This window comes from Spirosoma areae, from assembly GCF_054781775.1.
Genome location: NZ_BAAGTT010000027.1, coordinates 148,578 through 165,201 on the forward strand (window position 1 = coordinate 148,578; position 16,624 = coordinate 165,201).

At 47.0% G+C, this 16,624-nt stretch carries 17 protein-coding genes; 11 read left to right on the top strand and 6 right to left on the bottom strand.

The window, feature by feature from the left end; translation table 11 throughout:
* Window positions 1-21: 21 nt before the first annotated feature.
* Window positions 22-2,379 (bottom strand): penicillin-binding protein 1A, encoded by a 2,358-nt coding sequence (locus ACYVI1_RS14785; RefSeq protein ID WP_460911378.1) that lies wholly within the window; start codon window positions 2,377-2,379, stop codon window positions 22-24.
* 135 nt (window positions 2,380-2,514) lie between these two features.
* On the bottom strand, window positions 2,515-4,767 hold the full coding sequence (porW, locus tag ACYVI1_RS14790) for a type IX secretion system periplasmic lipoprotein PorW/SprE (RefSeq protein ID WP_460911379.1): 2,253 nt from the start codon (window positions 4,765-4,767) through the stop codon (window positions 2,515-2,517).
* A gap of 116 nt (window positions 4,768-4,883) precedes the next feature.
* Between porW and ACYVI1_RS14795 the strand changes: the two genes are divergently transcribed.
* The gene (locus ACYVI1_RS14795) at window positions 4,884-5,159 is read left to right on the top strand and encodes an AtpZ/AtpI family protein (protein ID WP_460911380.1); all 276 of its coding nucleotides are present in this window, start codon (window positions 4,884-4,886) and stop codon (window positions 5,157-5,159) included.
* A 3-nt stretch (window positions 5,160-5,162) separates the two neighbouring features.
* On the opposite strand, the gene ACYVI1_RS14800 is transcribed toward ACYVI1_RS14795, so the two are convergent.
* Window positions 5,163-6,140, bottom strand: a complete 978-nt coding sequence (locus ACYVI1_RS14800) for a helix-turn-helix transcriptional regulator (RefSeq protein WP_460911381.1) — start codon at window positions 6,138-6,140, stop codon at window positions 5,163-5,165.
* Window positions 6,141-6,245: 105 nt separating this feature from the next.
* Here ACYVI1_RS14800 and ACYVI1_RS14805 point away from each other — a divergent pair, with 105 nt between their 5' ends.
* The 9 genes from ACYVI1_RS14805 (at window position 6,246) to atpH (ending at window position 13,159) form a co-directional block, all read left to right on the top strand.
* Window positions 6,246-7,601: an ATP-dependent DNA helicase gene (locus ACYVI1_RS14805; protein WP_460911382.1), complete on the top strand. Its 1,356-nt coding sequence runs from the start codon at window positions 6,246-6,248 to the stop codon at window positions 7,599-7,601.
* Window positions 7,602-7,772: 171 nt separating this feature from the next.
* Entirely contained in the window at window positions 7,773-8,822 is a 1,050-nt protein-coding gene (locus ACYVI1_RS14810; protein ID WP_460911383.1) for a reverse transcriptase domain-containing protein, read from the top strand.
* Window positions 8,823-8,829: 7 nt separating this feature from the next.
* Window positions 8,830-9,582: a hypothetical protein gene (locus ACYVI1_RS14815; protein ID WP_460911384.1), complete on the top strand. Its 753-nt coding sequence runs from the start codon at window positions 8,830-8,832 to the stop codon at window positions 9,580-9,582.
* A gap of 194 nt (window positions 9,583-9,776) precedes the next feature.
* Window positions 9,777-9,977: a hypothetical protein gene (locus ACYVI1_RS14820; RefSeq protein ID WP_460911385.1), complete on the top strand. Its 201-nt coding sequence runs from the start codon at window positions 9,777-9,779 to the stop codon at window positions 9,975-9,977.
* Between the two features lie 54 nt (window positions 9,978-10,031).
* Entirely contained in the window at window positions 10,032-10,394 is a 363-nt protein-coding gene (locus ACYVI1_RS14825) for a hypothetical protein (protein WP_460911386.1), read from the top strand.
* A 19-nt stretch (window positions 10,395-10,413) separates the two neighbouring features.
* Window positions 10,414-11,523, top strand: a complete 1,110-nt coding sequence (gene atpB, locus ACYVI1_RS14830) for a F0F1 ATP synthase subunit A (RefSeq protein ID WP_460911387.1) — start codon at window positions 10,414-10,416, stop codon at window positions 11,521-11,523.
* A gap of 122 nt (window positions 11,524-11,645) precedes the next feature.
* Window positions 11,646-11,915 (top strand): ATP synthase F0 subunit C, encoded by a 270-nt coding sequence (atpE, locus tag ACYVI1_RS14835; RefSeq protein ID WP_460911388.1) that lies wholly within the window; start codon window positions 11,646-11,648, stop codon window positions 11,913-11,915.
* Window positions 11,916-12,118: 203 nt separating this feature from the next.
* Window positions 12,119-12,613 carry a F0F1 ATP synthase subunit B gene (gene atpF, locus ACYVI1_RS14840; protein WP_460911389.1) on the top strand — a complete coding sequence of 165 codons (495 nt, stop codon included), beginning with the start codon at window positions 12,119-12,121 and terminating at the stop codon, window positions 12,611-12,613.
* Between the two features lie 6 nt (window positions 12,614-12,619).
* Window positions 12,620-13,159, top strand: coding sequence for an ATP synthase F1 subunit delta (gene atpH / locus ACYVI1_RS14845; RefSeq protein ID WP_460911390.1), 540 nt, complete (start codon window positions 12,620-12,622; stop codon window positions 13,157-13,159).
* A gap of 102 nt (window positions 13,160-13,261) precedes the next feature.
* Here atpH and ACYVI1_RS14850 read toward each other — a convergent pair whose 3' ends face one another.
* Both ACYVI1_RS14850 and ACYVI1_RS14855 read right to left on the bottom strand, forming a co-directional pair.
* Window positions 13,262-14,176, bottom strand: a complete 915-nt coding sequence (locus ACYVI1_RS14850; RefSeq protein ID WP_460911391.1) for a serine hydrolase — start codon at window positions 14,174-14,176, stop codon at window positions 13,262-13,264.
* Complete coding sequence (locus tag ACYVI1_RS14855; protein WP_460911392.1) at window positions 14,176-14,637, bottom strand: GNAT family N-acetyltransferase; 462 nt, start codon at window positions 14,635-14,637, stop codon at window positions 14,176-14,178. Before ACYVI1_RS14855 ends, ACYVI1_RS14850 begins: the two co-directional genes overlap by 1 nt.
* 81 nt (window positions 14,638-14,718) lie before the next feature.
* Between ACYVI1_RS14855 and ACYVI1_RS14860 the strand changes: the two genes are divergently transcribed.
* Window positions 14,719-15,951: a DUF6786 family protein gene (locus ACYVI1_RS14860; RefSeq protein ID WP_460911393.1), complete on the top strand. Its 1,233-nt coding sequence runs from the start codon at window positions 14,719-14,721 to the stop codon at window positions 15,949-15,951.
* Here the strand turns inward: ACYVI1_RS14860 and ACYVI1_RS14865 are convergent.
* Window positions 15,948-16,598, bottom strand: coding sequence for an oxidoreductase (locus ACYVI1_RS14865; RefSeq protein WP_460911394.1), 651 nt, complete (start codon window positions 16,596-16,598; stop codon window positions 15,948-15,950). The two genes, ACYVI1_RS14860 and ACYVI1_RS14865, sit on opposite strands and share 4 nt — an antisense overlap.
* Window positions 16,599-16,624 lie beyond the last annotated feature (26 nt).

Below are 16,624 nucleotides of genomic sequence, written 5' to 3' on the forward strand. Positions count from 1 at the left end.
GTAGCAAGCTGGCCTAAGTTCTTATTGCAAAATCTCCTCTTCATCTTCCGGCACAACCTTTGGCGGTATGTACCGTTGCGATGAGTCGATATGGTAGCCGCCACAATCAATCTTGAACTTGTTGGGTTTGCGGAAGGGTTCCGGACGATAGTTTGTCAGGGTCGGGTCCTTATAAACTTTCTGCATGTACATGGCCCAGGCGGGCATCGCCATTCGGCCACCCTGGCCTAATTCGATGGTTCTGAAGTGAATCGACCGGTCGTCGCCACCAACCCACAAGCCCGAAACGAGGTGCTGGGTTAAGCCCATAAACCACGCATCCGAATAATTTGAGGTAGTTCCCGTTTTAGCCGCAATCTCGTTGCCGCCTTCCAGCAATTTATACTGGGTCCGTAAACGCTGGGCTGTTCCGTTGGGTTCTTCAACAGCGCCCCGCATCAGATGCAGCATTTCATAAGCGCGGTTAGGACTAATGACATTTTTAGCATCTGGGTGAAACTCCTTTAAGACGTTACCATTTTTATCCCTGATTTGCCACAGAACCATAGGCCGAACCCGCATACCTCCATTCGCGAAGGCACAATAAGCCGCTACCATTTCGTAAACAGCAACGTCGCTGGTACCCAGACAAAGCGTTGGGTCTTCCCGTAAATCCTTACTTTCGATGCCCATTTCGTGCGCGTATTTGATAACTTCTGCCGCACGGGTTTTCTTGATTAATTGAGCGCTGACTGTGTTGATGGATTGCCCTAAGGCTTCCCGTAACGAAAGGCTCTGGTAGCTATATCGCCCCGTTGAGTTTTTAGGTGTCCAGGCAGGTCCATTGTTGTTGTCTTCGCCATGGGCAAAGGTGGTCGGTTGGTCGGTTACGTGACTACAGGGCGTCACAAAGCCCTGATCCATAGCGGTCAGATAAACAAACGGCTTAAAGGTTGACCCTGGCTGGCGACGACTCTGACGAACGTGGTCGAACTTCATGTGCTTGAAATTAATGCCACCTACCCAGGCTTTCACGAAACCGGAGCGCGGGTCCATCGACATAAAACCGGTATTCAACAGCCGCTTGTAATACTTAATTGAATCCAGCGGACTCAGGGTCGTATCTTTCTCATTCCGCCTGCCGCCATATACGAATACCTTCATTTTAACGGGTTTCCGCATGGCCTGCCAGATAGACTTCTCATCAGCCCCAAACTCATTTTTTAGCTGTTTATAGCGAATGGTTCGTCGGGCAACCGTTTCGATAAAGCCGGGTATCTCGACGTATTTTTTCGTTCGAGGGTCCTTTTTTACCCAGGGATTTCGACCGCGCCAGTGTTCGTAAAATTTCTTTTGCTGATCGCGCATATTGGCCATCACAGCCTCTTCGGCATATGCCTGCATACGCGAATCAATGGTCGTGTAAATTTTCAGGCCACTGGTGTAGAGGTCTAACTCCGCACCCGGGTTTTCCTCGTTGTATTGTTTTAGCCACCGTTTAATATCGTCCCGGATAACCGACCGGAAGTAGGCAGCCATGCCGGTATTCTGATTCTCGACGCTAAAGTCTAATTTCAGCGGTTTGTTTTTGTACGTGAAAAACTGCTCCTGCGTCAGAAATTTGTACTTCTTCATCTGGCTCAATACCACGTTCCGGCGCTCTCTGGCGCGTTCTTCAAACAGGCGCGGGTTATAAAACGTCGGGTTTTTTAGCAGACCGACCAGCAGAGCCGCTTCTTCTACATTCAGGTTCCAGGGTTCCTTGGCGAAGTAGGTTTTAGCGGCTGTTTTGATACCGTAGGTATTGTTTCCAAACGACACCGTGTTGAGGTACATCATCATGACCTCCTGTTTGGTGTAGTTACGCTCCAGACGAACGGCCAGAATCCATTCTTTAGTTTTGGCAATCACCAGCCCGATAACGGGAATATGCCCCAGCACACCCCGTAATTCCTCCTGCCGGGTATCAAACAGGTTCTTGGCCGTTTGCTGGGTAAGCGTGCTGCCGCCCCCGGAACTCGACGCGTCCTTGAACGTCAGGAAACCACTCACGGCCCGGAACAGCGAGCGCGGGTCGATGCCGGAGTGTTTAATGAAACGGGCATCTTCGGTAGCCAGCAACGCCGACGTCACATTGGGCGATACCTGCGAAATCTCGATGGGTGTGCGGTTCTCAACATAATATTTTCCTAACAACTGGTTATCCGCCGTGTAAACCTCTGAGGCTTCTTCACTTTTAGGATTCTCAAGCGCTTTTAAACTAGGCATACCGCCAAAAAGCCACAGAAAATTAAAGCTGACGGCGACCACATAGAGAATCAGCAGAACGATACCGGCCAGGGAGTATCGCCATAGATTTTTAATTATCTTTCGGTAAGGACCCGATGAAAAGTCAATCATTTTTGTGTTTTAGGTTGCAGGATTAATGTTTCAAGTTTCAGGTTTGAGCCGGGCCGCCGGTGCGGTTCCAAGTTTGGCATTATCTTCAACCTGGAACCGCACCGGCGGCCCGGCTCAAACGTTGAACACCACAACTTACTTTCTATTCGCGGTTGGTTGTTCAGCAGCCACCTGCATTTCTTTAACGCGGGATACCAGCGGACTGGCCGGATAATCACGTACAAATTCGGCTAATGCCTGACGATACGCATCGACGGTCTGGACTTTACCAACCAAAATAACCCGCAACAGGGCCAGTTTGTCCTCTAACTGACTGCCAGCAAAGCTACCCATAGCCGCTTCGGCGCGGGCCAGTGCCTCCGTGTTGTTATTGACTTTATAAAGTTCATAAATGCTGGTGTATGTTTTAAGTACCTGTGCTTCAGAGTCCGTCGTTTGGGCGGCAATACGCCCGGTCAGGCGGGCGTAGGATGTATTTGGGTACTCGGCCAGCAATTTATCCTTCCAGGAAGAGGGTTTGCTCAACTGCTCATTGGAGAGATGCAGTAAATAATAAACTTCTGGTTTCTGAAGGGTGTTCGGATACCGGCTCAGCAGTTGCTCAAACGCTGGAATAGCATCAGCAGGCTGGTTAAGCTCAAATTTGTAGAGTTTCCCCAGTTTATACAGCGCCGTTTCAATTCGTTGATTTGCTCCTGCCTGCGCTTCTTTGGTAAACGGAATTTTGGTCATCATTGCATCTTTCTGCGCTTTTCGACCCGTAGCCGGGCCAGAAAGAGCAGGTCCTGCTCCTGATGCATCGGACGGTTGCAGCGGGGCATTTGGATTTACCGCATTGGCGGGCGATGTCCCGTTGAGCGGGCTATTCACACCAGCCACCGATGTCGACGCTTCTTTATTGGTGCGTCGCCAGTTGTCTTCAAGGGGGCGGTTTCCCCAGCGCACGCCAAATTCCTGCCGTCCCTGGCTTAGGGCAATTGGATTGTACAACGCCCAGCGTTCGGCGGGCGGCAAACTGGAATTGGTAGCGCCTGGCATTGTACTGACATTACCCCCCGTTGCCTTATCCACAATTTGCTGGGCCAGTGCTGCCTGAGCCTTATCCTCTTTCTCGCGCTGGTCAATTGCCCGGTCCAGTAGCTTATCAAGGGCGGCTGGTTCCATGTTGGCTAAAGTCAGCAGGCTGTCGTCGGTTCGGATGGTATTTTTGTATTGAACAAAGTCATCGAGGGTTTTTTTTCGAGTCGAGAGGGCGGCATAATCGGGCGATTGTTTGGGAAGCAGCGCCAGTGCACTGTCGTAGTACACCTTCGCGTGGGCGTAGTCGGTTTTTTTCTCAAAGTACAATTTACCAATTTCCAGATACGTATAAGGTACCTGCGTTGTGTTAGCCCCTGCCGCCTGAATCGACTTACTATACAAGTTTATTGCGTTATCAATCCGACCGCTGCGGGACTCGAGCAGGCCCATCGTGAAATAAATCTTATCTTTCAGGTCCGCGTTTTTGCGGTCGCTCAATAATTGCTCAAACGTTTCTGTCGACTGAGCCATGCGTTTCTGGTCGCCCGTCAGGCCATTGCTTTGAATCGCGTATAGATTGGCATAGAACGACTGATCGTAGGTTGGACCTGAGCTGAGTACCTGCTGGTAGTGGTCAACAGCTTTGGCGGGTTGGCCAAGCAAATCGTAGAGTTGCCCGGCAATCAGATGCAGTCGGGCTGTGGCTTCGCCTTTTTTCAGCAAAGCAAATGCCGCTTCTAAAATACCAACGGCAACGGCATATTCGCCCTGACGTTCGTGCAGATACGCTTTTGTTAAGTAAAAGTCGCGGGTATTGACTTTATTGAGGGGTTGGTTTCTGAGGTATTCCGCCACGTTCAGCGCATTGGTATAATCGCTCGCTTCCACATACGCCCGCATCAAACCCACCAGCGCTGTATGCTTGTCGTTTTCGTTTGTGCCTTTCGTATTCACATACTTGAACACGTCTATGGCGTTGGGCAAATCCTGTTTGAGCAACCGTGCCTTGCCAATGAGAATATAGCCATTGTCGAGCCACTTGCTGTTTTGGTGCCGTTCGGGAATCAGCGACGCTTTTTTGATGGCATCATCCAACTGCGGTCTTACTAAAGCTGTCGCATTTGAATCGACCGGCAACAGAATGGGCAGCAACTGGTTATAATTTTCCTGCCTGTTTTTGAACAGAATCTGCTCGGCTTCCTTAATCTCATCCCGCGCAATAACATAGGCGTTGTAATGCGCGGTCAGGTTATGATACCCTTTGCTAACCGCCTTTGTGCTGTGTTGCGAACACGAAACCAGCCCGCCGGTCAGTGGAGCAAGGACCGTAAGAAACAGAATTGGGAGGTAACGGAAATAGCGGGACATTCGGAAATAACGCGTGGTCACTCGTAGTAAAACGTTGCAGGCCGGTCTGGCAATATGGAACGTTAGGCCAAATTAACGAATTTTGCATGGCATATTGCAGTTAACTCCTTAATTCTATGGAAAACGACCCCGACCAACCCGCCCCGCATGACCTAAATAAGCCGATTCGGGGCGATGAGCCACTGAAGAAGGTAACCGAAAAGACAACGTCGTTTGTTCAGTTTAGCGGCATCGCGTTTCAGATGCTCGGCACCATCGGGCTGGGCGTGTGGGCGGGCATGAAGTTAGATGCCTGGCAACAGAATGCCCGCCCCATCTGGACGATTGTGCTGTCGTTGACGGCCATCGGGGCGTCACTGTATTTATTCATTCGTCAGTTGACGGAAAAATAGTAGTTAGGCGTTTATGTATATTTTAACAGCGTCTTTTAATATATCGCCAATTGTTGTTCGTAGACTTTCAGGCTCTAATACTTCTATTTTGTTTCCATACTGAAGAATTGCCTGAACCAACTCAAAATTAGGAATGAGTTTAAGAGTGATTTCTGTTCCCTCCTCATTCTCTTCATGCTGTGTGTGATGTATCGGCTTAGTTCTCAAATACTCCACACTTTCATTAGCAATTCTCAGACGGATGAGTTCGGCAGAGCCTGCATTAACGGTAACACCTATAACATTTTCAAAATAAGTATTTGGGTCAAAAACGGGCTGGTTGTCGTATATAGTATCAGACTTCTCTATTTCATAGATACTTTCCAGAGCCACATTAGTCATAGACTTGCCAGCCCAACCAATTAGCCACCAACGGTTGTTAAACTGTTTCAAAAGATATGGGTGAATGTCACTGGTGACATATTTTCCAGTACGAAGAGAGCGGTATAATATTTTTGTGACTTTCTGTTCATCAATGAATTTATACAAAATGCCAAGCCATTGATTACCACTCCTTGACATAGGTTTTTGAAATTCAATCAGCTTACGGTTGGGTTGATTATCGAAGGCAAATCGAGTTTCAAACTGACTCAGCATTAATTCGATTTCCTCCCAAAATGGCAGATCACCCCACTCTTTAAACGTGCTAATCATCTTCTTTAGATTGCTGAATTCAGTTGGAAGCAATGATTTCTTAAAGTGAGAGTACGTTGAATCAGTGTAAAACCAAAACCATTCCCGGCCTATTTTTCGATTAATTAGTAAGCCTTTACTTTCGGTGATCAGAAAAGCTAAGTCATCCTTCAATGTACGTTCGCTAACCTGAATATCAGCTTCATTAGCAAGTTTTTGCAGTAGTTCAGATACTTTCCATTGTTGCGCTTTCTGAAGAAATTTGTCTAACTCCATTAATCGGCGCAATTGTTCTTTGGTAGCAGACATAGGATTTTTTTCGTAAATATAGAAAAATAATATCAAGTATGAATCAGTATTGCATACTTGACAGATATCTTTGCATCGGCTTCTAACCAAAAGCTATTGCAGCGAATGATCAGTAACTCTTCTTTTTCGTTTAACAAACAGCAAGCGGACTGCTTCAATCGAATCACTGAGTCAATTGCTGATGTGGATTCTAAACTGATGATGCACATTCTAAAAGGCTCAGCGGGAACTGGTAAGACCTTTCTTACCCGGCGCATTGTCAGCTTTCTATTGGAGAACGGTGTAAATGTAGTTCAGGTTGCTCCTACGGGCAAAGCAGCCAAAAACATGGCTTTGGGCGGTGAACTTAACGCCCGGACAATCCATTCGACTATCTATAAATTGGAACAGTTACCACAAGGCCTGGGTGTTCGATTTCTGCCCAAGCCAAACGATAACAGGCAGTTTACAATTTATCTCGTTGATGAGTCCTCAATGATTAGCGATAAAGTGTCGCGAAGTGAGCGTTTTCAGCAGTCGGGAGCATTATTGTCTGATTTGGTTGATTTTGCTAAGCGAGGAAATGACCGGAATAAGTTTCTGTTCGTTGGCGACCCTTGCCAACTTCCTCCGGTTGAAGTCGGCGAACCAGAAGGCGAATCACCGGCCTTAACGCTGGATTATCTTAGCCGGAAATTTAGCCTGGTGGGACAAGAGTGTTTTTTGAGTGAGCCAATGCGGGCTAAAGAAGGTTCGTACATACTGGACAACGCCACCTATATGCGCGACTGTATTTTGCAGAGTAAAACGCCTGATAGTCAGAAGCTAAAAGTTAACTCCACCGGCAGCTCTTGGGAGACCGCTCGTTATTTTGAGCAGTTGTACGATCCCGGCAACTCCGAAAAAGCTATTCTGATAGCGAACTCCAATAAAGATGTGAACTATTGGAATCGTAATATTCGGAAGCAATTTGGCTATGAACAGGATAGGTTGCACATTGGCGATCAGGTGGTTGTAAATCAAACCTGGCAGAGTAACGGACAAACGATATATAACAGCGAAACGGGTTATGTGCGGGCTGTCGGCAAAACTGAACAATACGCGAGCTTAATGTTTGCTGATGTACAGGTAGAGTTTCAAGGTATTGATGGCAAGCCGCTTATTGTAGAAACGAAAACGCTGCTTAATACGCTCAGTACAGAACTCTACTTCAGAGGAATGCTTGATGAGGACGCTGCGAAAAATTACCATGCTGAAATGCACAAGCACACGCATGGTAAAATGGAAACCAGTCCGTTCTACAACCCGATTCAGTTTCGGTTTGGCTATGCGCTTACCTGCCACAAAGCACAAGGCAGTGAATGGGATAACGTGATTATCCACCGTAATGCCTTTTATGGTGACCGCCAAAATACCAGCCTGCGCTGGCGTTACACAGCTATGACCCGCGCCCGGCACGAACTATATACCTGGGCAGCGTAGTGTCTTTTGCGTAGTTTTGTGCCGGAGCACCTGCGGCAAAATCTTGATGTGTATGGCGTTACGCCATGCTTATTTGCGTTATAGCCCACTTTTGAGGTTATGACGTTGCTGATGATTGATATTTTTATTTTTTTGATGATACCCGCAGGTGCTTCTTTTTTCTGCTTATAAATGGAATTCACACCCGATGAACTGCAAACCATAAAAGAGACCTTACAGTCTGGCAAAAACTTAGCAGATTTGACTAATCTACTTAACATTGTCGGTAGTTTGATTGCCGAAAAGTTAGAACTGACTCATAAGCCATTTTCAGTGCGGCAGGTTTATCACTATTACTACAACTTGGAAAGCAAGTATAAAGAACACCGAATGCCTAAAAAATCGGGGGGAGAACGAATAATTCACGCGCCCGAAGAAACCCTGAAGCAAATCCAGCGACGATTAAATGTGATTTTGAGCCGACTATACGAACCCACAGAAGCCGCGCATGGCTTTGTACTGAACCGGAGCATCGTAACAAATGCCCTACCACACGTTGGTAAAAAGCACGTTTTCAACCTAGATTTACAGGACTTCTTTCCAACCATTCATTTCGGGCGTATCAAAGCTGTTCTGCAATTGCCTGACTACGGATTTACGCCTGAGTTAGCTCATATCGTGGCTAACTTCTGTTGTTTTAAGGGTCGCTTGCCGCAAGGTTCTCCAGCTTCTCCAATCCTCACAAACCTTGTCTGCCGCCGAATGGACTATCGCATTAGCGGGTTAGCCGTTAAACATGGCTTCACCTATACGCGCTATGCGGACGATATTACACTCAGCTTCAACCAGCCGACTCCTGAAACCCTAAACAAAATGGGTTATGGATTAGAAAAGATTTTGGAAGAAGAGGGTTTTACAATGAATGACAAGAAGACCAGACTTTTGCGGCCTAACCAACGACAGGAGGTAACGGGCGTGGTTGTAAATCAAAAAACGAATGTAAATCGTGCTTATATTCGCAACCTGAGAGCCATATTGCACAACTGGAAAAAGCATGGTTTAGAACATACTAAAGCCCGGTTCGAGAGCCTTTACCCACAAGAGAAAGGCTTTAAGCGGCACAAGAAAACTCCTGAATTAAGAAATGTACTTTTCGGGAAGATTCAATTTTTGGGAATGGTACGGGGAGGAGAGGATGATGTTTTTAAAGCGTTTCTAAAACAGCTTGAACAGCTTAACTAATTATAAAATGGAGAATGAAATAGGAGAATCTACAGAAAGTAATAATGTAGGATTGTCTAATGAAAAAATTTCTGCAATTAGAGAAATAATAGAAACAAATCATGAAGATATAATTCATCAACTTAATTTGCAGTTTTCTAAATTAATAGAAGAATTTGCTAAAGCAACTGACAACCGTAATGTGGCGCTCAAAAACTTGATTGAACAAGGGCCAAAAGTAGATAATATTGAAAAATTAATTAGAGATTTTTTAGATTATGGTGACTTTGATAATTTAGTCGATTACAATTTCATACATTCTGATCGCACTAAACGGCAATTAGTGATTGATAATATTATGATGGAAAAGCATAGGTTGGGTCTAATTGATGGTAGCCCGAATTTTGCTGAATTCTGTAAATATGAGCATCATCAGTTTGAGGACCTATTAGTGTACTATTTTGTCACAAGATTTCATAATGATGTAGTACTCTTTAATAACTTCATTAACGCTATTAATTCTGTTTATATAAAAAAGACTTCATATAATAAATTTGAAGAATGTACTTTTTCGCAAAAAAACACAATATTTTTAGCATACAAAGCAATAAATTTAGCTGCAAGAAATAATGAAAATGATCGCTTAGCAGGCATTAGAGGGAATATAATTAAAACGCGTAATGAATATTTGCATAGAATGACTATTATACAATCTATAGAGGAAGAAATTATGTTAAAGTATAATGATTTAGAATTTAGAAAAAACAAAATGATTATGTAAAAAAAGATGATGATAAGAACATTTTAAGTAGTTTCTTGTGGCTCCAGTTTTTCAAACAACAAGATTGGAATGATTGTCGAGCTTCACTTGTTAATTTAGTAGAACTTATTAAAGAGGATTTGCAAACCAACAATTATTACTCATCACATAGTATAGGTAATTGAACAACTCTTTAATCATAGCGCATTTTATATATGAGCACCGCCCAAATCATCTACGAACAATATAAAGTTCTGCCAAAACGCGTTCGGCAAGAACTCAAGGCTCTTATTATCAGCGAGGAGGAAAGCCAGCCTTTACTGGCTCAAATTGAGCAAGGACTAAAAGAATTCAAGCTGATTCGGGAGGGGAAGTTGCCCCGGAGAAATATGAGAGGCCTACTGAATGAGCAATAAGGGCGTCCTCGCAGAGTCATTTAAGGCTGTACTCAACCGCTCAAACTCCTTTTCATGCTCCGTACTTTCCTGTTCACTATCCTATTAGCAATTGTATTTTTCGTAGCCGAACAATATTTTGTGTCGCCCTGGCTGCACCCCGGCTGGAAACGCCTGCTGGTGTTTTTTCTGAGCGTCTCTTTCCTAACGCATCGACTGGTAGAGACTGGTTTACAAGGCAATCAGGCGCGTTTTATTCCGCTTTATTTAGCCGCTACCGTTGCCCGACTTATTCTTGGATTAGCCTTCATTGGGTTTTTTCTGTTCCACCACATCGAACAGCGCGGGGCCTTTGTTCTGGACTTTCTTGTACTATATTTATGTTATACAGGCTTTGAGATTTGGACGCTTACGCGTAACTTGCGACGCGATTCGTAAAAACGATCTGTCACATCATATGATGCGTTCGGTAATTAATAAACTATTGGTAGCAACGGCTCTGATTTTGAGTTCGTTAGCAGGTGTTCAGGCACAGGAACACACAGGTGATGCACCCGCGGATCACGAAGGCGGGGCACACGCCAAAACAGAAAAATTTAATGTGGGCGACATGATTATGCACCATATTAAAGATGATCACGGTTGGGAGCTGGCGCATGGGCTTACCATTCCGCTGCCTGTTATTCTGTACTCGCAGGACCGGGGAGTAGAAGTCTTCTCTTCGTCACGACTGGCTCATGAGCAGGTTTACAACGGGTATAAAAACGAACACGGCAAAATTCACCGCGTCGATGAAGCCGGGAAAACCGATCACGAAGCTAAAGTCTACGACTTCTCGATCACTAAGAATGTTGCGTCGCTGTTTTTAAGCGCGGTGATCATGCTTCTCGTGTTCACGGCGGTTAGCCGGGGATATGCCAAAAACAAAGGCAGGGCACCGAAAGGCCTTCAGTCGCTTCTGGAACCCATTATTCTGTTCGTTCGCGACGAGATTGCCAAACCAAGTATCGGCCCGAAATACACGAAGTTTTTGCCTTACCTGCTGACGCTGTTCTTCTTTATTCTGATAAACAACCTGCTGGGCTTGCTGCCGGGCGCGGCTAATCTGACGGGCAACATTGCCGTTACCCTGGTGCTGGCCGTTATCACGTTCCTGATCGTTACCTTCAGTGGCAACAAACACTACTGGATGCACATTTTCAAGCCGTCGGGTGTTCCGGTAGCGTTGCTGCCCATTATGGTTCCGGTTGAGATTGTGGGCGTGTTCATGAAGCCTCTGTCGCTTATGATCCGGTTATTTGCCAACATCACCGCCGGGCACATCATTATTCTGAGTTTGCTGGGCCTTATTTTCATGGCCAACAACATGGGGGGTATGATGACGAGTGTGTCCATCAGTCCGGTTGTGCTGTTCTTTACCCTGTTTCTAAATCTAATCGAACTGCTGGTGGCGTTTCTGCAGGCATTCATTTTTACCCTGCTAACGGCCATGTATATCGGTAGCGCGGTGGAAGATAATCACGAAGCTGATCACGGTATCGGTTACGAAGGCGCGGAAGCGCATTAATGAGAAATGGGTACCGTAAAATGAATAGTGACGTCTAACAACTCATTAGCTAGTATTCATTTTACAGTTTCCATTTAATGAATAGCAATCTTTTGTTTCACTAATAAATCTGTTTGACGCTTATGTTCGCAATGTTGTTTGCTGTATTGTTGCAGGCTACCACCACAGGTGGCAGTGTTTCGGTTATGGGTGCTGCTATCGGTGCTGGTCTGGCGGCTATTGGTGCTGGTCTGGGTATCGGTCGTATTGGGGGTAGCGCTATGGAAGGCATTGCCCGTCAGCCAGAAGCGGCTGGTCGTATCCAAACCGCCATGCTGATCATCGCAGCCCTGATTGAGGCCGTAGCTCTGTTTGCAGCCGTTATTTGTCTGCTGGTCGCTACCGCAGCTTAAGCAGCCACTCAAGTTCGGGTAGGCTGGTTGCAATAGGCACCGGCTCCACTACTCACCTGTTTCTCCGGAAAACGTTTGCCCGTTTGGGGTTGCCGACGGGCAAACGTTCTCCAACAAAAGATTGAATAAAATCAGGATGTACGATTTGTAAACGTACATCTGTGCGAATAAATCATACATCGTCCTTCGTAAATCGTAAATTCATGGACTTACTTACTCCCGATCTTGGTCTGTTATTCTGGCAGGTGGTGGTGTTCCTCGGCCTGTTTCTCATTCTTCGTGCGTTTGCCTGGAAACCCATAACGGAAAGCCTGAACGAGCGCGAAAACAACATTCAAAGTGCGCTTGACCTGGCCGAAAAAACACGGCTGGAAATGACAGCCCTGAAAGCCGACAACGAAAAATTGCTGGCACAGGCTCGCTCTGAACGCGAAGTTATCCTGCGTGGTGCGAAAGAAACCGCCGATAAAATCGTAGCCGATTCGCGTGACAAAGCCGAAGCTGTAGGGCAACGGATGCTGGAGCAAGCCCGCGAGTCGATGCAGAACGAACGGCAGGCATTAGTGGCGCAAATGAAGAAAGAGGTTGTTACGCTCTCGCTCGACATTGCGGAGAAAGTGCTTCGCAAGGAACTTAGCGATAAATCGTCGCAGGAGAAATTGATAACTGACTTAGTGTCGAATTCACGCTTAAACTAATCAGAAATGGCTATTGCTACTGTTGCGGCCCGCTACGCCAAATCGCTGTTGGATTTAGCGCAGGAAAAGGGCCTGACTGAAACGATGTATAAGGACATGCAGTTCTTTAAAAACACCGTGGATCAAAGTCGGCCACTGATGTTGATGCTGAAGAACCCCATTGTTCGGGCTGAAAAGAAAAGCGCCGTTATCAAAGCTGCTTTTTCTAAGCGAGTGAATCCGATGACGATGGCCTTCTTTGACATTATTGCCCGAAAAAATCGAGAAGGGATTATGGATGCCATCGCTGAGGAGTTTATCAATCAATACGACCGGCTAAAAGGCATTGAACGGGCATCTGTTGTTACAACAGTGCCGCTAACGCCCGCCCTGCGTGAGAAATTTAAGGCAATGGTCATGAAAACAACCGGTACCAAATTAGTAGAACTGGAAGAGAAAATAGATTCAAAACTGATAGGGGGATACGTGCTGCGCGTTGGCGACCAGCAAATTGACGGGTCAATTCGTAGCCAATTGAACGACCTGCGACTGAAGTTTTTGAACTGAGCATACGCTTAAAACCTAAAAGCCGGGCCGCCGGAGCGGTTTCAAAAACCTTTTAGGTTTAACTAAAAAAGCCGCTTTCCTCGTGGAAAGCGGCTTTTTTAGTTACCACCATTTCTCATAGCCCTCGGCAGGTTTCCAGGTCGATTTTGGTTCAAAATGACGCCATAGAATGGCCCCGACAGTGCGTAAGAGCGTAAACCCTTCGTTGGTGCGCTCCCAGCTTTGATCCCGCTGGTTCTTCGTCATGACGCAATACACGTACTCCCCGTGGGGCGCATGAACGAATACAACCTCCGACCGGGACTGATCAACAGCCCCGTTCTTACAGGCCGTTTTAACTGTCGGTGGCACCTGCGACAACCCATCGTTATCCCAATATTGCCTCCCCAGATTCCGGTACATTTCGTCGCTGGCGTCGGGACTAACGGCGCGTCCCTGCCGGATGTAGGTCAGCAAATTGGCGAGTTCGCGGGGGGTGCTTTGGCCCCAGCCGTAGCGGGTTCGGTCGGTTTCGCGCCCTGCTGTTCGGGAGTTGACGCGCGTTTGGTGAAACCCGTTTGTTTCGAGCCACGCGTTGATGGTTGCCCCACCACCCGCCAGCGCCTGACACCATAAACTGCCTGTGTTATCACTAACGGTTTCCATGAGCATGACGACCTCGCTGAGCGGAATTTTAGCCCCGTCTTTTAGTGAACCAACAATGCCATCGTCGTAATGTAGGGAATCTTTATAAACCAGCTCCTGTCCGTATTTCAGGTCGCCTTTATGAATTTTATCGAACAGGCCGCATTGAATCGGAATTTTAACGGTGCTGGCTGTTGGAAAGAGTGTATCAGCGTTAATAGCAACGGTTTTACCTGTCGGAAGATGATGAACGAATACACCCACATCGCCCCGAAAGCCCATAAGGGCTGCCCGAAGTTTTCGTTCTAAAGGAGCATCCTGTGTTGTGGATGATTGAGCACTGGTGGCTAAGGAAAAAGTAGTGAACAGCAGGCAGAGAAAAACGGAGCGCATCAGCATTGGATGGGTTTAACTAACTTAAAATGAGTCTGTTTGAACGATTCACGTTCATAAAAACGGAGGGTGTCTAAGCGTTTTTGATTGGTTGTTACTTCCAGATTGACGAAGCCCTCCCGGATGGCTACCGCTGTGAGAGCAACTATAAGTTGATGGCCAATTTGCTGACTGCGAACATCGGAGCGAACAAATAACTCCTGAATTTCGCCCACCCTGCCACCATGATGCAACAGTGACTGAACATGGCAACTGACAAACCCGATGACCTCCCCTGCTTGTTCAGCCACTAAATAATGAACGGATGGATTGGCCAGATTCTGCTGGAATATAGTATCAAAAGCGGCCCGGTCTATGCCTGTTTCTTCTAATTCACAGAGAAAGGTATAAACAACTGGCGCGTCGGTAACGGTCGCGGTCCGGATAGGCAGATCGTTTATGAAAGTAGATTGAGTGGGCACTATGATTTATAAAAAAGACGGTTATTCGGTCGAAATGAAGCGTCAAGTTCGTTATTTTTCAGCTTGCCAGTCAACTTTGTTATGGACAAAATCATCCTGCTGATGTTTGCTGGTTTACTTACGGCCTGTTCGGGGCGTAAATCGGCAACCGCCGACACGCAAACCAAGTTGAACGATTCAGTGAATCAAGCCAGCACGAGAAAAAGCTACGACGAAGATCGGCAGTTTTTGCGTCAACATCATCCCGATTTAGTTGAATTGCAGGCAGATGATGCACGCGTCCTGATTTGCCCGGCGTATCAGGGGCGCGTAATGACCAGTACCGCCGATGGGCAGGCGAGTTATGGGTGGCTCAACTACGACCTGATTCGGTCGGGGAAGTTGCTCCCGCACATGAATGCCTTTGGGGGCGAAGATCGGTTCTGGCTGGGGCCGGAGGGTGGTCAATTTGCGCTATTCTTCAAAAAAGGCGACCCGTTCAATGCCGATCACTGGCAAACACCAGCCGCCATCGACTCCGAGCCGTTTATCCTGACCGACACAACCAAAACTTCGGTAACATTTAACCGTAAAATCTCATTGACCAATTATGCCCGAACCCGGTTCGACATCGGCATCGAACGGACGATTAGGTTGTTAACGAACGCTGAAATAAATGAACGTTTGGTCATTAACACAGATTCAGTAAACGTGGTTGGTATTCAGTCGGATAACGTAATCACGAACCGGGGAGCGAACACCTGGACGGCCAAAACAGGTATGCCATCCATCTGGATACTGGGCATGATGAATGCCTCGCCTGCCACAACCGTTATTGTGCCGTATCGGGCGGGGGCAGGGCAACCCATCAGCGATGCCTATTTTGGTAAGGTCCCCGCTGAACGTTTGCGTATTGGCGAAACGGCCGCTTTGTTTACCGCTGATGCCCGCTACCGCAGCAAAATTGGTGTCTCGCCCGACCGGGCTACGGCCTGGATTGGCAGCTATGACCCTACCACGAAGACGTTAACGCTGGTAACCTACGATTTCGATCCAACGAACCGACAGTACGTCAATTCGGCCTGGGCAGAGCAAAAAGAGCCGTTCGCAGGCGATGTTGTCAATGCCTACAACGATGGCCCAATGGCTCCCGGCCAACCGCAAATGGGCAAATTCTATGAATTGGAATCATCATCACCAGCCGCGAATCTGGCTACTGGCGCAAAACAGCGACATCGCCACACCACCTTTCATGTACAAGGTACTGAGACGCAACTCAATGACCTGGCGAAGCGACTCTTGCTTACTGATTTGACCTCAATAAATTACTATTAAAACGCCTGTAGTGCATCCGATTCGAAAACGTGCTTACCCGTCAGGCCCTGCTGAGTAGTTTGAAGCAGGGCATTGGCCACTTTAGCTGCGTTGATGCCTTTATATTTTGCCGGAATAAGCGGACCCAGCAGCCGCATGGCACCGGCTGCGATCCGTTCACCCAACCGAGTTTCGGAACGGTTACCGAATAGGAGCGAGGGCCTGAAAATGAGCAGGGCGGGGAAATCCAGCGCGGTTAGGTCGCGCTCAACCTCGCCTTTGACCCGATTATAGAAAATAGAGGAGTCAGCATTGGCCCCCATGGCTGTCACAATGGCAAACTGTTGGGCACCGCTGGCCAAACTCAGCCGGGCAATATCGATTGGGTATTGATAGTCTACTTTTACGAACGCTTCTTTGGACCCCGCTTTTTTTATCGTTGTACCGAGGCAACAGAAAATATCGTCGGCTTGAGTCACCAATCCGTTCGGATGGTTGAAATCAAACAGAATTTCCTGTAAACGTGGGTGCTGCCACGTTAATGATTTGCGTACTAATACTTTAACTTTTTCGTAGGCAGGAGAATCAAGTAGCCGGTGCGTGAGTAAATCGCCAATCAGGCCTGTCGCGCCAAGCACTAAGGCAGTTTTTTGAGTGGGTACAGTCATGGGGAAGAACGGTTTTCACTAATTTA

Coding starts and splice junctions, on each gene's coding strand:
- ACYVI1_RS14785 (WP_460911378.1), bottom strand. CDS start 2,379: ATGATTGACTTTTCATCGGGTCCTTACCGAAAGATAATTAAAAATCTA.
- porW (WP_460911379.1), bottom strand. CDS start 4,767: ATGTCCCGCTATTTCCGTTACCTCCCAATTCTGTTTCTTACGGTCCTT.
- ACYVI1_RS14795 (WP_460911380.1), top strand. CDS start 4,884: ATGGAAAACGACCCCGACCAACCCGCCCCGCATGACCTAAATAAGCCG.
- ACYVI1_RS14800 (WP_460911381.1), bottom strand. CDS start 6,140: ATGTCTGCTACCAAAGAACAATTGCGCCGATTAATGGAGTTAGACAAA.
- ACYVI1_RS14805 (WP_460911382.1), top strand. CDS start 6,246: ATGATCAGTAACTCTTCTTTTTCGTTTAACAAACAGCAAGCGGACTGC.
- ACYVI1_RS14810 (WP_460911383.1), top strand. CDS start 7,773: ATGGAATTCACACCCGATGAACTGCAAACCATAAAAGAGACCTTACAG.
- ACYVI1_RS14815 (WP_460911384.1), top strand. CDS start 8,830: ATGGAGAATGAAATAGGAGAATCTACAGAAAGTAATAATGTAGGATTG.
- ACYVI1_RS14820 (WP_460911385.1), top strand. CDS start 9,777: ATGAGCACCGCCCAAATCATCTACGAACAATATAAAGTTCTGCCAAAA.
- ACYVI1_RS14825 (WP_460911386.1), top strand. CDS start 10,032: ATGCTCCGTACTTTCCTGTTCACTATCCTATTAGCAATTGTATTTTTC.
- atpB (WP_460911387.1), top strand. CDS start 10,414: ATGATGCGTTCGGTAATTAATAAACTATTGGTAGCAACGGCTCTGATT.
- atpE (WP_460911388.1), top strand. CDS start 11,646: ATGTTCGCAATGTTGTTTGCTGTATTGTTGCAGGCTACCACCACAGGT.
- atpF (WP_460911389.1), top strand. CDS start 12,119: ATGGACTTACTTACTCCCGATCTTGGTCTGTTATTCTGGCAGGTGGTG.
- atpH (WP_460911390.1), top strand. CDS start 12,620: ATGGCTATTGCTACTGTTGCGGCCCGCTACGCCAAATCGCTGTTGGAT.
- ACYVI1_RS14850 (WP_460911391.1), bottom strand. CDS start 14,176: ATGCGCTCCGTTTTTCTCTGCCTGCTGTTCACTACTTTTTCCTTAGCC.
- ACYVI1_RS14860 (WP_460911393.1), top strand. CDS start 14,719: ATGGACAAAATCATCCTGCTGATGTTTGCTGGTTTACTTACGGCCTGT.
- ACYVI1_RS14865 (WP_460911394.1), bottom strand. CDS start 16,598: ATGACTGTACCCACTCAAAAAACTGCCTTAGTGCTTGGCGCGACAGGC.